General features: G+C 70.1%; 10 protein-coding genes. All 10 read right to left on the reverse strand.

What is annotated here, in order from left to right; all coding sequences use genetic code 11:
- Positions 1–97: 97 nt before the first annotated feature.
- Positions 98–2,278, reverse strand: coding sequence for a family 1 glycosylhydrolase (locus tag WME76_RS23220; RefSeq protein WP_437954476.1), 2,181 nt, complete (start codon positions 2,276–2,278; stop codon positions 98–100).
- Positions 2,275–3,405, reverse strand: coding sequence for a galactokinase (galK, locus tag WME76_RS23225; RefSeq protein WP_437954477.1), 1,131 nt, complete (start codon positions 3,403–3,405; stop codon positions 2,275–2,277). The genes WME76_RS23220 and galK overlap by 4 nt, the downstream gene beginning before the upstream one ends.
- Positions 3,402–5,351 carry a glycoside hydrolase family 2 protein gene (locus tag WME76_RS23230; RefSeq protein WP_437954478.1) on the reverse strand — a complete coding sequence of 650 codons (1,950 nt, stop codon included), beginning with the start codon at positions 5,349–5,351 and terminating at the stop codon, positions 3,402–3,404. The genes galK and WME76_RS23230 overlap by 4 nt, the downstream gene beginning before the upstream one ends.
- 7 nt (positions 5,352–5,358) lie before the next feature.
- A complete protein-coding gene (gene glf / locus WME76_RS23235) occupies positions 5,359–6,483 on the reverse strand; it encodes a UDP-galactopyranose mutase (protein ID WP_437954479.1) in 1,125 nt (374 codons plus the stop codon).
- Entirely contained in the window at positions 6,468–7,622 is a 1,155-nt protein-coding gene (locus WME76_RS23240; RefSeq protein ID WP_437954480.1) for a glycosyltransferase family 1 protein, read from the reverse strand. The genes glf and WME76_RS23240 overlap by 16 nt, the downstream gene beginning before the upstream one ends.
- Positions 7,623–8,056: 434 nt before the next feature.
- Positions 8,057–8,647, reverse strand: a complete 591-nt coding sequence (locus WME76_RS23245) for a TIGR00730 family Rossman fold protein (protein ID WP_437954481.1) — start codon at positions 8,645–8,647, stop codon at positions 8,057–8,059.
- 209 nt (positions 8,648–8,856) lie between these two features.
- Positions 8,857–10,341, reverse strand: a complete 1,485-nt coding sequence (gene tssC / locus WME76_RS23250; protein ID WP_433926666.1) for a type VI secretion system contractile sheath large subunit — start codon at positions 10,339–10,341, stop codon at positions 8,857–8,859.
- Positions 10,342–10,344: 3 nt separating this feature from the next.
- Positions 10,345–10,836: a type VI secretion system contractile sheath small subunit gene (tssB, locus tag WME76_RS23255; RefSeq protein ID WP_012237614.1), complete on the reverse strand. Its 492-nt coding sequence runs from the start codon at positions 10,834–10,836 to the stop codon at positions 10,345–10,347.
- A gap of 124 nt (positions 10,837–10,960) precedes the next feature.
- Positions 10,961–12,643 carry a type VI secretion system protein TssA gene (tssA, locus tag WME76_RS23260; protein WP_437954482.1) on the reverse strand — a complete coding sequence of 561 codons (1,683 nt, stop codon included), beginning with the start codon at positions 12,641–12,643 and terminating at the stop codon, positions 10,961–10,963.
- A 135-nt stretch (positions 12,644–12,778) separates the two neighbouring features.
- Positions 12,779–13,774, reverse strand: a complete 996-nt coding sequence (gene tagF, locus WME76_RS23265; protein ID WP_437954483.1) for a type VI secretion system-associated protein TagF — start codon at positions 13,772–13,774, stop codon at positions 12,779–12,781.
- Positions 13,775–14,189: the final 415 nt, after the last annotated feature.

Below are 14,189 nucleotides of genomic sequence, written 5' to 3' on the forward strand. Positions count from 1 at the left end.
AAACCGCCAGGGCGTCAGGGACGCCAGGAGAACCAGAACTTACTTCTCCTGGCCTCCCTGATGCCCTGGCGGCTCGACCCGCCGCGTGCGCGCCGCGTCACACGGCCGCCAGCACGGCGTCCGCCCGGTGCTTGACGTAGTGCTCGACGGCCTCGGGCAGCGTCGGCAACGTCGCGCGGCGGCTGCTGTGGAGCCCTCCCTGGCGGGGCAGGTTCGCCCGGAGCCCGAGCGTGTGCGCGGGACAGGGGTGCACGGCCCGCGACGGCAGGCCGAACGCGTCGCACATCATCATCGCCCACGAGGCGAAGCTGAGGACACCGTCGTTCGCGAGGTGCCACACCCCCTCGGCCTGATCGATCGCGAGGTCCAGGCACGTGTGCGCCAGGTGCGGCAGGTAGGTGGGGGACACGAAGAGATCGTCCGCCGCGCGGAACGGCTCACCGCGCCGGATGACCGAGAGCGCGAGCGCGGCGAAGCTGCGCGCCTCGAACGGCCCGAACAGGCTGCCCGTGCGGACCACCAGCGCGCTCGGCAGGGCCTCGAGGACGCCCCGCTCGCCCTGCGCCTGCGCCTCGCCGAACGCGCTGATCGGCGCGACCGGATCATCCTCGACGTACGGGGCGGGCTTGCTCCCGTCGAACACGAACGACGACGAGAACATCAGCAGCTTCGAGCCGTGACGCCGGCACGCCTCCGCCAGCAGGGTCGGGCCGACCACGTTGGCGCGGCGGCACGCCTCGATCTCGTCCTCGGCCTCGTGCACGCGCGTGTAGCCCGCCGCGTTGATCACCAGCCACGGGCGGACCTCCGCGATCGCGCGCTCCAGGGCCGCCGCGTCGGCGATGTCGAGCTCGCCGCGCGTCATGGCCCGGACATGGATGCCGCGCTCCTCGCACGCGCGCGTCAGCGCCGCGCCGAGCGACCCGCCCGCGCCGGTGATCAGGATCGGCCGCTCCCGCGGCCGGCAGATGGTCCGCGTCGTCGAGCGCGGCGCCCCGTAGAGCAGCCGCTCGTCGCGGCGCCACCACCCCGGGACCTCGGCGAGCGGGTGCTCGGACCAGCCGGTCTTCGCGAGCTCCTTCGCGACGGCCGCGAGCGCCGTGGGCCGCGGCGCGGGCCCGCGCACGTCGAAGACCCCCGGCTCGTAGTGGCCGCGCGCCTGCGTGACGAGGCTGTCCCAGTCGTACGCCCCGAACGCGGACCACAGCGTCACCGCCAGCACGTCGGCGCCCTCCGCGCGCGCCGCGTGCGCGCCCTCCCACGCCTCGACCAGCCAGCGGATCTGCTCCTCCGGCGTGCACCCGAGGTGGACCTCGGTGATCGCGATCGGCGTCTCGTAGCGCTGCCACACCTCGCGCAGCACGCGGTGGTGGCCGAAGATCCCTTCCTCCCGGACCCGCACCGCCTCCACGTCGGCGTACGCGTCGCGGCCGTTCCCGCCGTGCGTCCACGAGGGGTACCTGTCGAGCCGGTGATCGAGGAACCTGTCGCTCGTCAGGTAGTAGTTCACGCCGATCACGTCCGGCGGGCACGGCGCCGCCACGAGGCGCGCGAGATCCTCGTCGGCGACGCCGCAGTCGCGGAGGTGCCGGTGGAGCGGGTGCGCGGCATCGACGCGCCCGTACAGCAGATCGAGGCTCAGCCAGCGCCGGTGGTTCTCGAACGCGGCCTGGTAGGCGAGCCTGGGCGTGCTGGCGACCGCGCCGAAGTCCTCGGTCTGCACGAGGCGCGCGTCCGGGCGCGCCCGCCGGATCGCGCGCATCGCGGCCGCGGTGGCGCGCGTCTCCACGAGCAGCGCGCGCAGGAGCGAGGCCGAGTCCCGGCGGTGCGGGTACCAGTGCCCGTAGAGCGCGCTGAAGCGCGCGGTCGTGAGCGGCTCGTTGACCGGCGTGTAGTCGCGCACCCAGGGGTACCGCTCCGCCACCGCGCCCGCGAACTCCTCGAGGCCGGCCACGAAGCTGTCCTCCGTCAGGCTGGTCCACGGCGGCCCGCTCCCGTGGTGCACCAGCCCGACGATCACGTCGATGCCGAGCTCCTTCAGCCGGTGGAGCCGCTCGTCGGCCCACGAGAAATCGGCGCTCCGGACGCCGTTCGGGGCCGTGCGCTCCCACAGCACCGGGTACCGGACGGCCTTCACCCCGAGCTCCGCGAGCAGGTCCAGATCCGCGATGCGATCGTGGTGGCCGGTCCGCTCGAGCTGGTTGAAGTACTGGTCGCCGACGCGGTTGACCGTGCACTCGACGCCAGCCCAGAGCGCGATCCCGGAGCGTTCCCTCATGAGACGGGCCCTCCTACCAGCACCGTCGCGCGTCGGCCCAGCGCGTTCGGCGCGCGCGCGTAGGCGTCCACGACGGCGCGCCCCACCTTCGCCGCGCTCCCGCGCTTCACGAGGGCGACGATCGATCCGCCGAAGCCGCCGCCGGTCAGCCGCGCGCCGAAGACGTCCGGCTGCGCCCGCGCGCTCTCGACCAGGTCGTCGATCTCGGGCACCGACACCTCGAAGTCGTCGCGCATCGACCGGTGCGACGCGTCGAAGAGCTGGCCCAGGCGGACGAGGTCCCGGGCGCGGAGCGCGGCCACGGCGGCGAGCACCCGGGCGTTCTCGGTCACGACGTGGCGCGCGCGGCGGTCGAGCGGCGCCGGGAGCGACGCGATCCGCTGCTCCGCGGCGGCGTCGACGTCCCTGAGCTGCGGCACGCCGAGCGCCGCGGCCGCGCGCTCGCACTCCGCGCGCCGCGTCTTGTAGTCGCCGCTCGCGTGCTGGTGCGCCACCCCGGAGTTCACGACGAGCAGCTCGGCCTCGGCCGGCAGCGGGACGCGCTCGAACGCGAGCGTCCTCGTGTCGATGAAGAGCGCCGTGCTCTCGTCGGCGAGGCTCGCGGCCATCTGGTCCATCGTCCCGACGGGCGCGCCCACGAAGTCGTGCTCGGCGGCGTGCGCGATCCGCGCGATCTCCACGTCGTCGATCGACAGGTCGAGCATCGCGCGCAGGGCGCGCGCGAGCGCCACGAGCAGCGACGCGCTCGACGACAGGCCGCTGCCGAGCGGCACCGACGACGCGATGCGCGCGTCGAAGCCGGGGATCGAGGCGCCCCGCCCGCGCAGGACCGCGGTGATCCCCTGCACGTAGTCGAGCCAGATGCCGCGGCGCGACTCCTCCCCGGCGCGGAACGAGAGCTGGGCCACGCCGTCCGCGCCGTCCACGTTGAGCGTCGCGACCCGGACGAGCCCGTCGTCCCGCGGCGCGATCTCGATCCGCGTCTTCTGCGGGATCGCCGTCGGCAGCACGTACCCGCCGCTGTAGTCGGTGTGCTCGCCGATCAGGTTCACGCGCCCCGGCGCCTCGGCCCTCAGCTTCGCCGGGCGACCGAAGAGCGCCTCGAATCCCCGCCCCTGCGCCGTCATCGCGGCGCCCCCATGTCCACCAGCCCGGGCATGTCCGCCAGCGCCGGCATGTCCGCCATGCCTCCGTCGCTCAGCGTCGAGGGCGTCTCGTTGGGACCGACGAACGGCATCCCCTGCGTCGCGGCCGCCATCTGGTGCAGCGGGAACTTCGGCGTGCGGTCGGCGTAGAGCAGCCCGTTCGCCTCCTGGTACGTGTCGGCGAACTGCGTGTAACAGAAGCCGGCCAGCAGCTCGAGGGAGTTGATCACCTTCATCAGCTTAGTATAGCGATCGGCGAACTCATCCGAGGTCCTGCACGCCGAGTACCCCCACGTGCCGCCGTTGTCGCCGCTGCTGGTCGGCGCGACCGCGATCCCGCCGAACTCCGACAGCACGATGGCGGTCTCGTGGTTGACCGATGGATCGAGCACGAGCGCGCGGCCCCCGGGCCGCTCCCGCTTCAGCAGCTTCGGGACGACGTCGTGCGCGAAGTAGCGGCGGGCGATGCGCTCGGGCGACGGATCGTAGTCGTGGATCCCGATGATGTCGGTCGCCACGCTCTCCCACCCGTCGTTGCCGATGACCGGCCTCGTGTAGTCCATCGACCTGGTGAGGTGGTAGAGCGCCTGCACGTAGTGCCGCTCGTTCGGGTTGTCCGGCAGGTTCGGGACGCCCCACGACTCGTTGAACGGCACCCACGCGATGATGCACGGGTGGCTGATGTCGCGCCGGATCGCCTCGAGCCACTGCCGCGCGAGCCGATCGATCGACTTGCGCGTGTGACGGTAGGCGCTCGGCATCTCCTCCCAGACGAGCAGCCCGAGCTTGTCCGCCCAGTACAGGTACCGCGGGTCCTCGATCTTCTGGTGCTTCCGGGCGCCGTTGAAGCCCATCTGCTTCGTGAGCTCGACGTCGCGGCGGAGGGCCTCGTCGTCCGGGGCCGTGATCCCGGTCTCGTTCCAGTAGCCCTGGTCGAGCACCATCCGGAGCACGTACGCCCGCCCGTTCAGGAGGAAGCGGTCCCCGCGGACGGCCACCGATCGCAGCGCCGTGTAGCTCTTCACCCGGTCGATCGTCGTCCCCGACTGGTCGTAGAGGACGATGTCGGCGTCGATCAGCGTCGGGCGCTCGGGGCACCACAAGAGCTCGTTGCGGAAGTCGTCGATGCCCGGATCGGAGAGGGTGATACGCCGGTGGACCTCACCGGCCACGACCGTGTACTGGTCGTTCGCGATCGTCACGTCGCCGACGCGCAGCCGCACCCCGACGCGCGCGCCCTCCACGGGCGCGTTCGCGACCCGGACCTCGACCGCGATCTCCCAGCGCTCCAGGTTCGGGGTCCAGCGCAGGTACTCGATGTGCATCCTCGGCACGCGCTCGAGCCACACCGTCTGCCAGATCCCCGTCGTGCGCGGGTACCAGATGGAGTGCGGCTCGAGCTTCCAGTCCTGCTTGCCGCGCGGCTTCGCGAGGTCGCTCGGGTCGTCGTGGGCCTGCACCACGATCGAGACGCTCTTGCGCCCCCGCGCGAGCTCGGTGATGTCGAGGCTGAAGGGCGTGTAGCCGCCCTCGTGCTCCCCGGCGAAGCTGCCGTCGACCCACACCCTGGCCACGTAATCCACGGCCCCGAAGTGCAGGACCAGCCGCTCGGACTGCTCGAGCTCCGGCACGTCGACCTGCCTCCTGTACCAGCAGGCCTTGTAGAAGCCGGTCTCCCCGACCCCGCTCCGCGGCGTCTCCGGGGCGAACGGCACCTCGATCGTCCTGTCGAAGCGCGCGTCGGCCGGGGAACACCAGTCCGCCCGGGGATCGAGGGCGAACTCCCACGTCCCGTTCAGCGAGCTCCAGTCTCCTCGCCTGAGCAGCGGTCGAGGGTAGCCGCGGGCGCCGCCGCCGATGTCCGTGTTGTCGGCCGGCGGCGGCACCGAACCTGGGATGCCGATCTGTGCAAGGTGCTGTCGAGGCATGGGTCTGTCAGGCGGCGACGGTGACTGCTGCTCCGTCGAGCTTGGCGTCGCGGAGGTGGTCGAAGGTGGCGAGGGCCTGACCCACCACCTGGTCCATGTTGTAGTACCGGTAGGTCGCGAGCCTCCCGACGAAATGCACGTTCGGCGTCGCGTCGGCAAGCGCCTTGTACTTCCGGTAGACCTCCGCGTTCTCGGGCCGCGGCACGGGGTAGTAGGGATCGCCCTCGGAGGTCGGGAATTCGTAGACGACGCTCGTCTTCGGGTGCTGCTGTCCGGTGAGGTACTTGAACTCCGTGATGCGGGTGTATGCGTGCTCGTTCGGGTAGTTGATGACCGCGCCCGGCTGGAAGACCTCCTTGTCGTGCGTCTCGAACTTGAAATCGAGGGAGCGATAGGGAAGCTTCCCGTAGCGGTGGTCGAAGAAGGCGTCCACCGGCCCGGTGTAGATCATCTCCCTGAAGTTCACCTCGTTCATGATGTCGCGGTAGTCGGTGTTCAGCGCGATGCGGATCTTCTTGTGATCCAGCATGTTCTCGAACATGCGCGTGTAGCCGCGGAGCGGCATCGCCTGGAACTCGTCCGTGAAGTACCGAGAGTCGTAGTTCGTGCGCGCCGGCACGCGCGACGCGACGGCCGCGTCGAGCTCGGACGGGTCGAGCCCCCACTGCTTGCGGGTGTAGTTGCGGAAGAACTTCTCGTAGAGCTCCCGGCCCACCTTGCTGACGACCGCGTCCTCGGAGGTGCGGCAGTGCTTGATCGGCTCGGCGACGCGCGTGAAGAACGCCTCGACCTCGGCGGGTGAGTAGTTGGTCCCGTAGAGCGCGTTCACCGTGTCGACGTTGATCGGGAACGGCACGAGCTTGTCGTCCACGTGCGCGAGCACGCGGTGCTCGTACGGGCGCCACTCCGTGAACTGCGACAGGTAGCGGAAGATGCGCGGCGACGCCGTGTGGAAGATGTGGGGACCGTATTTGTGGATGAGCACCCCGGCGTCATCGTAGCAGTCGTACGCGTTGCCGCCGATGTGAGGCCGCTTGTCGCACAGGAGGACCGATTTGTTCATCTGCGAGGCGAGGCGCTCTGCGAGCACGCTGCCAGCAAACCCAGCACCGACGATCAGATAGTCGAACACGGTACGTTCCCTTCCGTCCGGACCGGCGCCGAACGCTTGGCTTGGAGTGCGTCTGTCATGAGCCTGGACATCGACCGCCACGTCTTGTCCCAGGACGTCGCGCTCACCATCTCGTCCGCGATCGCGAGGCGCGCCTCGGTGGGCTGCGCGAGCGCCGCCTCGACGGCCGCCACGAACGAGGAGGCATCGGCGATGTGGACCGCCTTCCTGTCCCCGTAGGGCGTGACCACGTCACGGATGGCGGTGGAGACGACCGGCTTGCCCGCCGCGAGGTACTCGAGGGTCTTCGTCGGGCTGATGAACCGGGTCGCCTCGTTGAGCGCGAACGGCATGATAGCAACGTCCCAGCCGCCGAGGTAGGCCGGAAGATCCTGATATGACTTCTGGCCGAGCCAGTGGATGTTCGGCCGCCGGGGCAGCGAGGCGGGGTCGATCTTGACGACCGGCCCGAGCATCACGATCTGGAAGTCCGGCCGCTCCTCGGCCACGCGGGCGACGAGGTCCACGTCGAGCCGCTCATCGATCACGCCGAAGAACCCGAGGCGCGGCCTGGGGATGCCGCGCTGATCTTCCGGATCGGTCGACGCCTCGCGCGCCGCCGCGAAGTGGGCCGCATCGACGCTGCTCGGGAAGGCGTGCACGGACGGGTGGTGGGCGCGCTTCGCCTCGTAGATGCTCTGTCCTCCCGTGAACACGAGGTCGGCGCGCGCGAAGAGCTCGCGCTCGCGCACGCGGAGCATCGGCGGCGCGCCGCGGAAGGCGGAGAGCTCATCCATGCAGTCGTACACGACCAGCGACGGCTCCACGTCGGCGGCGACCGGCAGCGACATCGGCGTGTAGAACCACAGGATCGGCTGCCGGATGTCCTGATCCTTCACGAGGGAGTTGAGGAGGCGGCGCTGCTGGGCGAGGCCCTCCTCCTGCTCGGTGCCGTGGGGCAGGTGCGGCACAACGACGGTGAGATTGGCCTCGATGTGTCTCGCCTCGAGCCTTGGGGGTCCGTCCTCGAACACAGGCTCTTCGACGAAGTACACCCGCTTCTCCTGCGCGAAGCGGCTCATCAGGTGGTTCGGTCGCTGGAAGACGAAGTTCCAGCGCAGGTGCGACAAACAGATGAGATCCGGCCCGGCTTGCTTCATCTTGTCTCCAATTTGTGGGAAAGGGCACGTATGCGCGCCGGAGTTTTAGCAAGTTGCGGGCCGACGACGAGACTCAGCCATCGACGGAGATGCCGCGATCGAGGCGTGAAACGCTGCCCCTGGAAGCGCGGCAATCCGCTACATGAGCTGCGCAGAACACTGAACAGCACGCGATCCGCGCGCGCAGTGCTCGCGGGACGCCGCGACGGACGAACCTGCCACAGATGAGGCAAAATGCGCCGCAGATCGGGCGTTTCCTGCTGGTCCTTCACAAAGGATGCAAGGTTGATGCAACCGTGGAGGCGTTCCCGGAATGGGCGCCTCGCCGGAGCTCGACCCCCGCTCTCCTGGCGGGGTGCAGGAGCGCTCCTCGCGTGTTTCGTTCTTGGTTGTTCACGCTCGCGCCAGGCTGGCGAGGAGCGCGCGCGCCGCGCCTACCGCTCTCCTGGCAGCATCCACTTGTACTCGGCGCTGGGGCGCCACGCGGCGAGCAGCGCGAGCAGCTCCTCGGCGTCGTCGGCCACCTGCAGCACGGCGCGGTGGCCCGGCTTCATGAACTGCTCGGACACGACGTGATCCAGAAAGGCGATCAGCGGGCGGTAGTATCCCTGGACGTCGAGCAGCCCGACCGGCTTCTCCTGGGAGCCGAGCTGCGTCCATGTCCACACCTCGAACAGCTCTTCCAGCGTCCCGATGCCTCCCGGCAGGGCGATGAAGGCGTCCGACAGCGCCGCCATCTTCGCCTTGCGCTCGTGCATCGTCTCGACGACGTGGAGCTCCGTCAGGCCCCGGTGCTCGATCTCTCGCTGGTTGAGGAAGTGGGGGATCACGCCGGTCACCTGCCCGCCGCGCGCGAGCACCGCGTCGGCGATCGCGCCCATGAGCCCCACGCGGCCTCCGCCGTACACAAGCTCTATCCCTCGCGCCGCCAGGAGCTCCCCGAGCCGCACGGCCGCCTCGCGGTAGGCCGGCGACGCGCCGGGGTTCGACCCGCAATAAACGCAGATCCTCGAGAGTTTCCTCATGGCCCGAGCCTACGCCGCAAGGCGCGCTCGTTCCAGCGGCGATCCCCCGGAGGTCGGTGCCTGTCGACGCGTATCTCTGGCGAAGCGTGGTGGCGTTAGCCCGCACGGGGCGGCGCGGCGCCTCGCCGGGCCGCGCCGCGCACGGGGCGGCGCGGCGCCTCGCCGGGCCGCGCCGCGCGCGAGGGCGGCGCGGCGCCGTGGCGGGCCGCTCACTCCTTGTCGAGCTTGCCGACGAGGCTGAGCGTGAAGAACGCGCCCATGTACTTGAAGTGCGGGCGCACCTGCATGTCGACCTTGTACCAGCCGGCGTTCCCCGGCACCTCGGTGACGATGATCTTCGCCTTGCGGAGCGGCCTGCGCCCGCGGGTCGCCGCGGAGACCACGTCCTGATCGGCCACGTACTGGCCGATCCAGTCGTTCAGCTCCTTCTCGAGGTCGGCGCGCTCCTTCCAGGTCCCGATCTGCTCGCGCTGCAGCACCTTCAGGTAGTGCGCGATGCGGCACATGATGAACATGTACGGGAGCTGCGTCCCGAGGCGGTAGTTCATCTCGGCCGCCCGGCCCTCCTCGCTCTGCCCGTAGAACTTGGGCTTCTGCGCGGAGTTGGCCGAGAAGAAGCAGGCGTTGTCCGAGTCCTTGCGGAACGTGAGCCCGATGAACCCCTCCTCGGAGAGCTCGAACTCGCGCCGCTCGGTGAGCATGATCTCGGTCGGCACCTTGGTCTGGATCTCGCCCATCGCCTCGTACTGGTGGAGCGGCAGGTTCTCGACCGAGCCGCCCGCCTGCGGGCCGATGATGTTCGGACACCAGCGGTACTTGGCGAAGCTGTCGGCGAGCCGGGTCGCGAAGGCGTACGTCGCGTTACCCCAGCAGTACGCGTCGTGCTTGCCGACCACGTCCTCTTCGTAGTTGAACGCCTTCACCGGGACGGTGTTGGCGCCGAACGGGAGACGGAGCAGGAAGCGCGGCATCACGAGCCCGACGTAGCGCGAGTCCTCGGTCTCGCGGAACGCGTTCCACTTCGTGTACTGCGGCCCCTCGAAGATCGCCTTCAGGTCCTTCAGGTTGGGCAGCCCCATGAAGTCCTTGAGGCCGAAGAACTGCGGGCCGGCCGCCGCGATGAACGGCGCGTGCGACATCGTCGCCACGGCGGCGCACTTCTGGAGCAGCGCGATGTCCTGAGGTCCCGGCCCGAACTCGTAGTTCGCGATGATCGCGCCGACCGGCTTGCCGCCGAACTGGCCGAACTCCGCCGAGTAGACGAGCTTGTACAGGCCGCTCTTCGGCACCTCGGGCGCGTCCTCGAAATCGGCGAGGAGGTCGTCCTTGGAGCAGTTGAGCATCTCGACCTTGATGTTCTCGCGAAAATCGCAGCGGTCGATCACGAACTTGAGGCCGCGCCAGGCGGACTCGAGCTTCTGGAAGCTGGGGTGGTGGAGGATCTCGTCGATCTGCCGCGAGAGCTTGACGTCGATCTCCGCGATCAGCGCGTCGACGAAGGCCTTGTCGACCTTCTCGCCCTCGCGCCGCGGGGCGACGAGCTCCGAGATGAAGGCCTGCACGCCCTTCTTGGCGATCTCGTACCCCTCGTCGCCGGGCGTCATCTTCGTCTCGGCGAGGATCTCGTCGAGCAGGGACCCTCCCTCGAGGGTCTGGACGCCTGCGCTCCCCGCGACCTGTGTCTCTGTCGCCATCGCTCACTCCCCTTCCTTGTCGAGCCCGAGCTCGCTCACGATCTTGTTGCGCTGGGCCGGGTCGCTCAGGATCTGCTGGATCTTGTTGCGGAACGCCTTCTCGTTCCCGAGCGGGCCCTTCAGGGCCGTCAGCGCGGCGCGCAGGTCGAGCAGCTTCTTGAGCTCCGGCACCTGGTTCGCGATCGCCTCGGGCTCCATGTCGCTCAGCCGGCGGAACTTGAGGTTGACCGTGAGCTCGCTGTTCTCCTGCTCGGAGAGGACGTCCTTGACGTTGAAGGTGAGCGCGAGCTTCTGCTCGCTCATGACCTTCTGGAAGTTGTCCTTGTCCACGTTGATCGGCTTGCGGTCCTCGAGGGGCCGCGGATCCGGCCGCTGCGTGTAGTCGCCGAGCATCAGGAGCTTCAGCGGCAGCTCGACGTCTTCCTTCGCGTTCCCCGTGGCCGGCTTGTACGTGATGTTCACGCGCTCCTTCGGCGCGACCGATCCCTCTTTCATCGCAGGCTCCTTTCCCCGTCGGCAGCGGGCGGAGCGCCCGCAGGCCACACGAGCATAGACCAAAACCCCCGCCCATCGGGGAAGCTTCTCGGCGCGACGCGCATCGGGCCTCGCATGGGCCTCCTCAGGCCTCCAGCGAAAGTTTCAGGGCGAGCGCAGCGTCGAGCTGGCAGACGCGCTCGAAGCAGAGCGCCTCCTTCGCCTTTGCTTCCGGCGTCGCCTCGTAGCCCTGGTTCAGCACCCGGTAGCATGTGTGGAGCGCGGCGTAGAGCTCCGCGCAGAGATCCGGCTGCCACGTGGTGAGTCGGTGGTGCTCGACGATCTGCTCCAGCGCCTCGAGCTGCGCGCGCGCCACGAGGAACTGGGACAGCTCGATGTTGATCTGGGCCATGGCGAGCCGCACGCGGAAGCGGTCCAGCGCCGACGGAGCGGCGGCCGCGGCCTTCTCGAGGAGCGCCATCGCGTCGACGGGCTGCTGGTTCGCGACGAGCCCCCGCGCATCGGACAGCGGCTTGTCGAGGTAGCTCCGCGGGCGAGCGGCGGCCGGGGCGCCGTTCCCCCCGCCGCCGAGGACGGCCGCCACCTCGCTCGAGAGCCATGCCTGCGTCTCGCTGTCGGCGAACGGCGTCCCGTCCCTGAACTTGAGGTTGGGCAGCAGCGGCGCGCGGAGCACCAGGGTGCCCACCTCGACGAGCACGGCCCGCCGGGCCTCGGCGTAGTCCTCGCCGAGCTGCTCGAGCGCGTTCGCCGCGTACCGGTGCGGATCGAGCCAGAGGGGGTAGTTCTGCGCGTACTCGTCGGCGACCGGCAGCAGGTCGGCGAACGCGCCCTGGCTCGTGAGCGCCGGGAGCGTCTGCAGCACGTGCTCGGGCGGCGGCGGGATCGCCGTCTTGCCGTTCGGAGATGCGGCGCCCGGGTCGTCGAGGAGGTCGACCCAGAGCCCGACCCGCAGGACGCGGTACGCGGCCGCGCGCTTCGGATCCGCGGCCCGGAGCGCGTCGCCCGCGCGCGCGATCAGCGGCGCGCAGCGCCCGAGGGCGGTGAGCGCGGAGTCCTCGTCGACGATCGCCTCGACGCTGAGGGCCGGGTCCGCCGTGCCGACGATGGCCGGCGGCGTCGGCGGCGGCGTGACGACCACGGCCGTGACCGCCGACGCCTGGACGATGGCCGTCTCGGCGGCCTTGGGCGGCTCCGCCTTCGGCGGCGGCGGGGGAGGCGGAGGAGGAGGCGGCGGCGCCTCCGCGGGCAGGCTCGCGACGAGGCTCCGGAGCGCGTTCCGGAGCGGGCCCATCCCGCCGTAGGCCTCGCCGAGCTTGTCGCTGAGGTCGGTGTCCACCGTGCGGCTCACCTGCTCGATGGCGTTCACCACGTCGCGGTCCGCCGCGGTGGGCGTGAGGCCGGCGAGCGTCGCGGCCGCGATGTCGCCGTACCAGGCGCACAGGTTGCCGCGCGCCTTGGGCCGCTTGAGCGCCGGGTACATGGTGTCCCAGAACGCGCCGTTCAGCTCCTGCACGAGCACCAGCCCGTCGAGCAGGCCGGGCAGCTTGTCGAGCTGCGCCTTCGCCGCCCCGTAGTAGAGGGCGACGCGGAAGTCCTTGGACTTCTCGCTCAGGATCTCGTCGGCGCCGCTCGCGATGCGCCCCCAGTCGACCTTGCCGCCCGCGAGCGACTGCAGCTTATCGACCTCGTTCTTGAGGGCCTCGAACGCTTCGTCGTACGTGACGTCGACGCCGACGCCTCCGTTGATGGGCGCGAACAGCGCCTCGATGCGCGCCTTGGATTGGTTGATCGCGTCTTCAGCGGCCATGGGTCGCGCAGGATATCAAGACGTCCCGAGCGTGGACGGCGAATTCGAGGCAACCGTACGATGACGGGCACGATGACGGATGCGATGACCGATGCGCCGGACGCGGCGGTTCGGGGGTCGGCGCTCGGGCATCGGTCAGCCGAGGGCCTCGAGGAAGCTATCGAGCGACAGGTCGGTCCGTGCGACGAGCGCGTCGAGCTCCGGTCCGAGGGCGTGTCGGGAGACGTGCTCCTCGACCGGCGGGGGACCGCAGAGGTCGGCGATGTGTTCGGCCTGGGTGGTGGGCGCGATCATCTCGCGGAACGAGCCGACGTGGGGTGGCCCGAGGTGGAGGAGCAGGGTGCGCTGCGGCGTCCAGAACGCGTTCATCAGCGTGCGTCCCCATTTCGACAGGCGGAGGGTCATGTCCATCCACACGGCGGCGGCGTAGGCGTCGCCTGCGCCGAGCGGCAGCCGGAGCGCGAGCCCTGTCCTCGGGAGCTCCTGTCCGCGGAACGGCGTCACCGACTCGAGGATGTTCTGCATCACCCAGAAGCGGCTCGCGTCGGTGCCGAACCCTGCGTCCCAGAGCGCCTTCATCGGCTGGGTTTTCAGCCATGCGCGGTAGTTGGCGTACGACGCGTCGGCGTCGTCGAGCGACGGCGGAGCGATCTGCGAGACGCGGTGGAGGAACGCGTCGACGGGCATGTTGCGGCCGCTGGTGGCGACGTCGTGCGCGGCGGCGAGGAGGGGGAACAGGGTGATGGGGAGCGACGGGCCGGCCGAGACGAGCTGGTCGTAATCGTACGAGCCGAACACGACGATCGGGTAGAGCCGGCCAGCGTTGTCGCCGCTGGCGGCCCATGCGCCCACGAGCCCGCGAGCGGGCGGCTCGTCGCCCTTCGGGTCGCCGTGGAAGACGAAGAGCCCCAGCGCGGTCTGGTAGTACCCGTCGAAATGGGGCCCCATGGCGCGTCGGGCGAAGTCGATGGCCGCGCCCAGCCAGCGGTCGAAGGCGGCGAGCTCTTCTCCGCCTGCGTTCAGCCGGATGAAATCGCCCGTCGCGGGCAGCTTGCCGAAGCAGCCGATCTGCGGCGGAGCGGCAGGGCCCTTCTTGCGGCGCCAGAACATGACGGCCCGAGAGTGAACCACGAACTCTATGCCGAGCGCTAGGGCCGGGTGGGGAGGGGGGGCGCGGGCGGGGGGCGGCGGGGGCCCCTCCCGCGAACTCGCGCCTTTTGGTGGCAATTGCCTCACACGCGGACCAGCCGAGACCAGGAGCGACTCGCTTCGCTGAAGGCCGGCGCTCGGATTCGCGGGGCCCTACCCCGCCGCCCCCCGCCCGCGCCCCCCCTCCCCACCCGGCTCCCTTAAATAAAGGGTCCTAAAGATCGCAACCCGGATCGCTCTCAGGCCGGATCCACCGTCGGCCAGATCCGCAAGCCGAATCGGCAGGCCGGCGCGACTGCAGGCCGGCGCGACTGCAGGCCGGCGCGACTGCAGGCCGGATCCACCGCCCCCTCCCTCTTCATTCCGGCACAAAGAGCTGGCGGGGGAGGGGGTGTCG

The organism is Sorangium sp. So ce119 (assembly GCF_051524405.1).
GTDB lineage: Bacteria > Myxococcota_A > Polyangia > Polyangiales > Polyangiaceae > Sorangium > Sorangium cellulosum_G.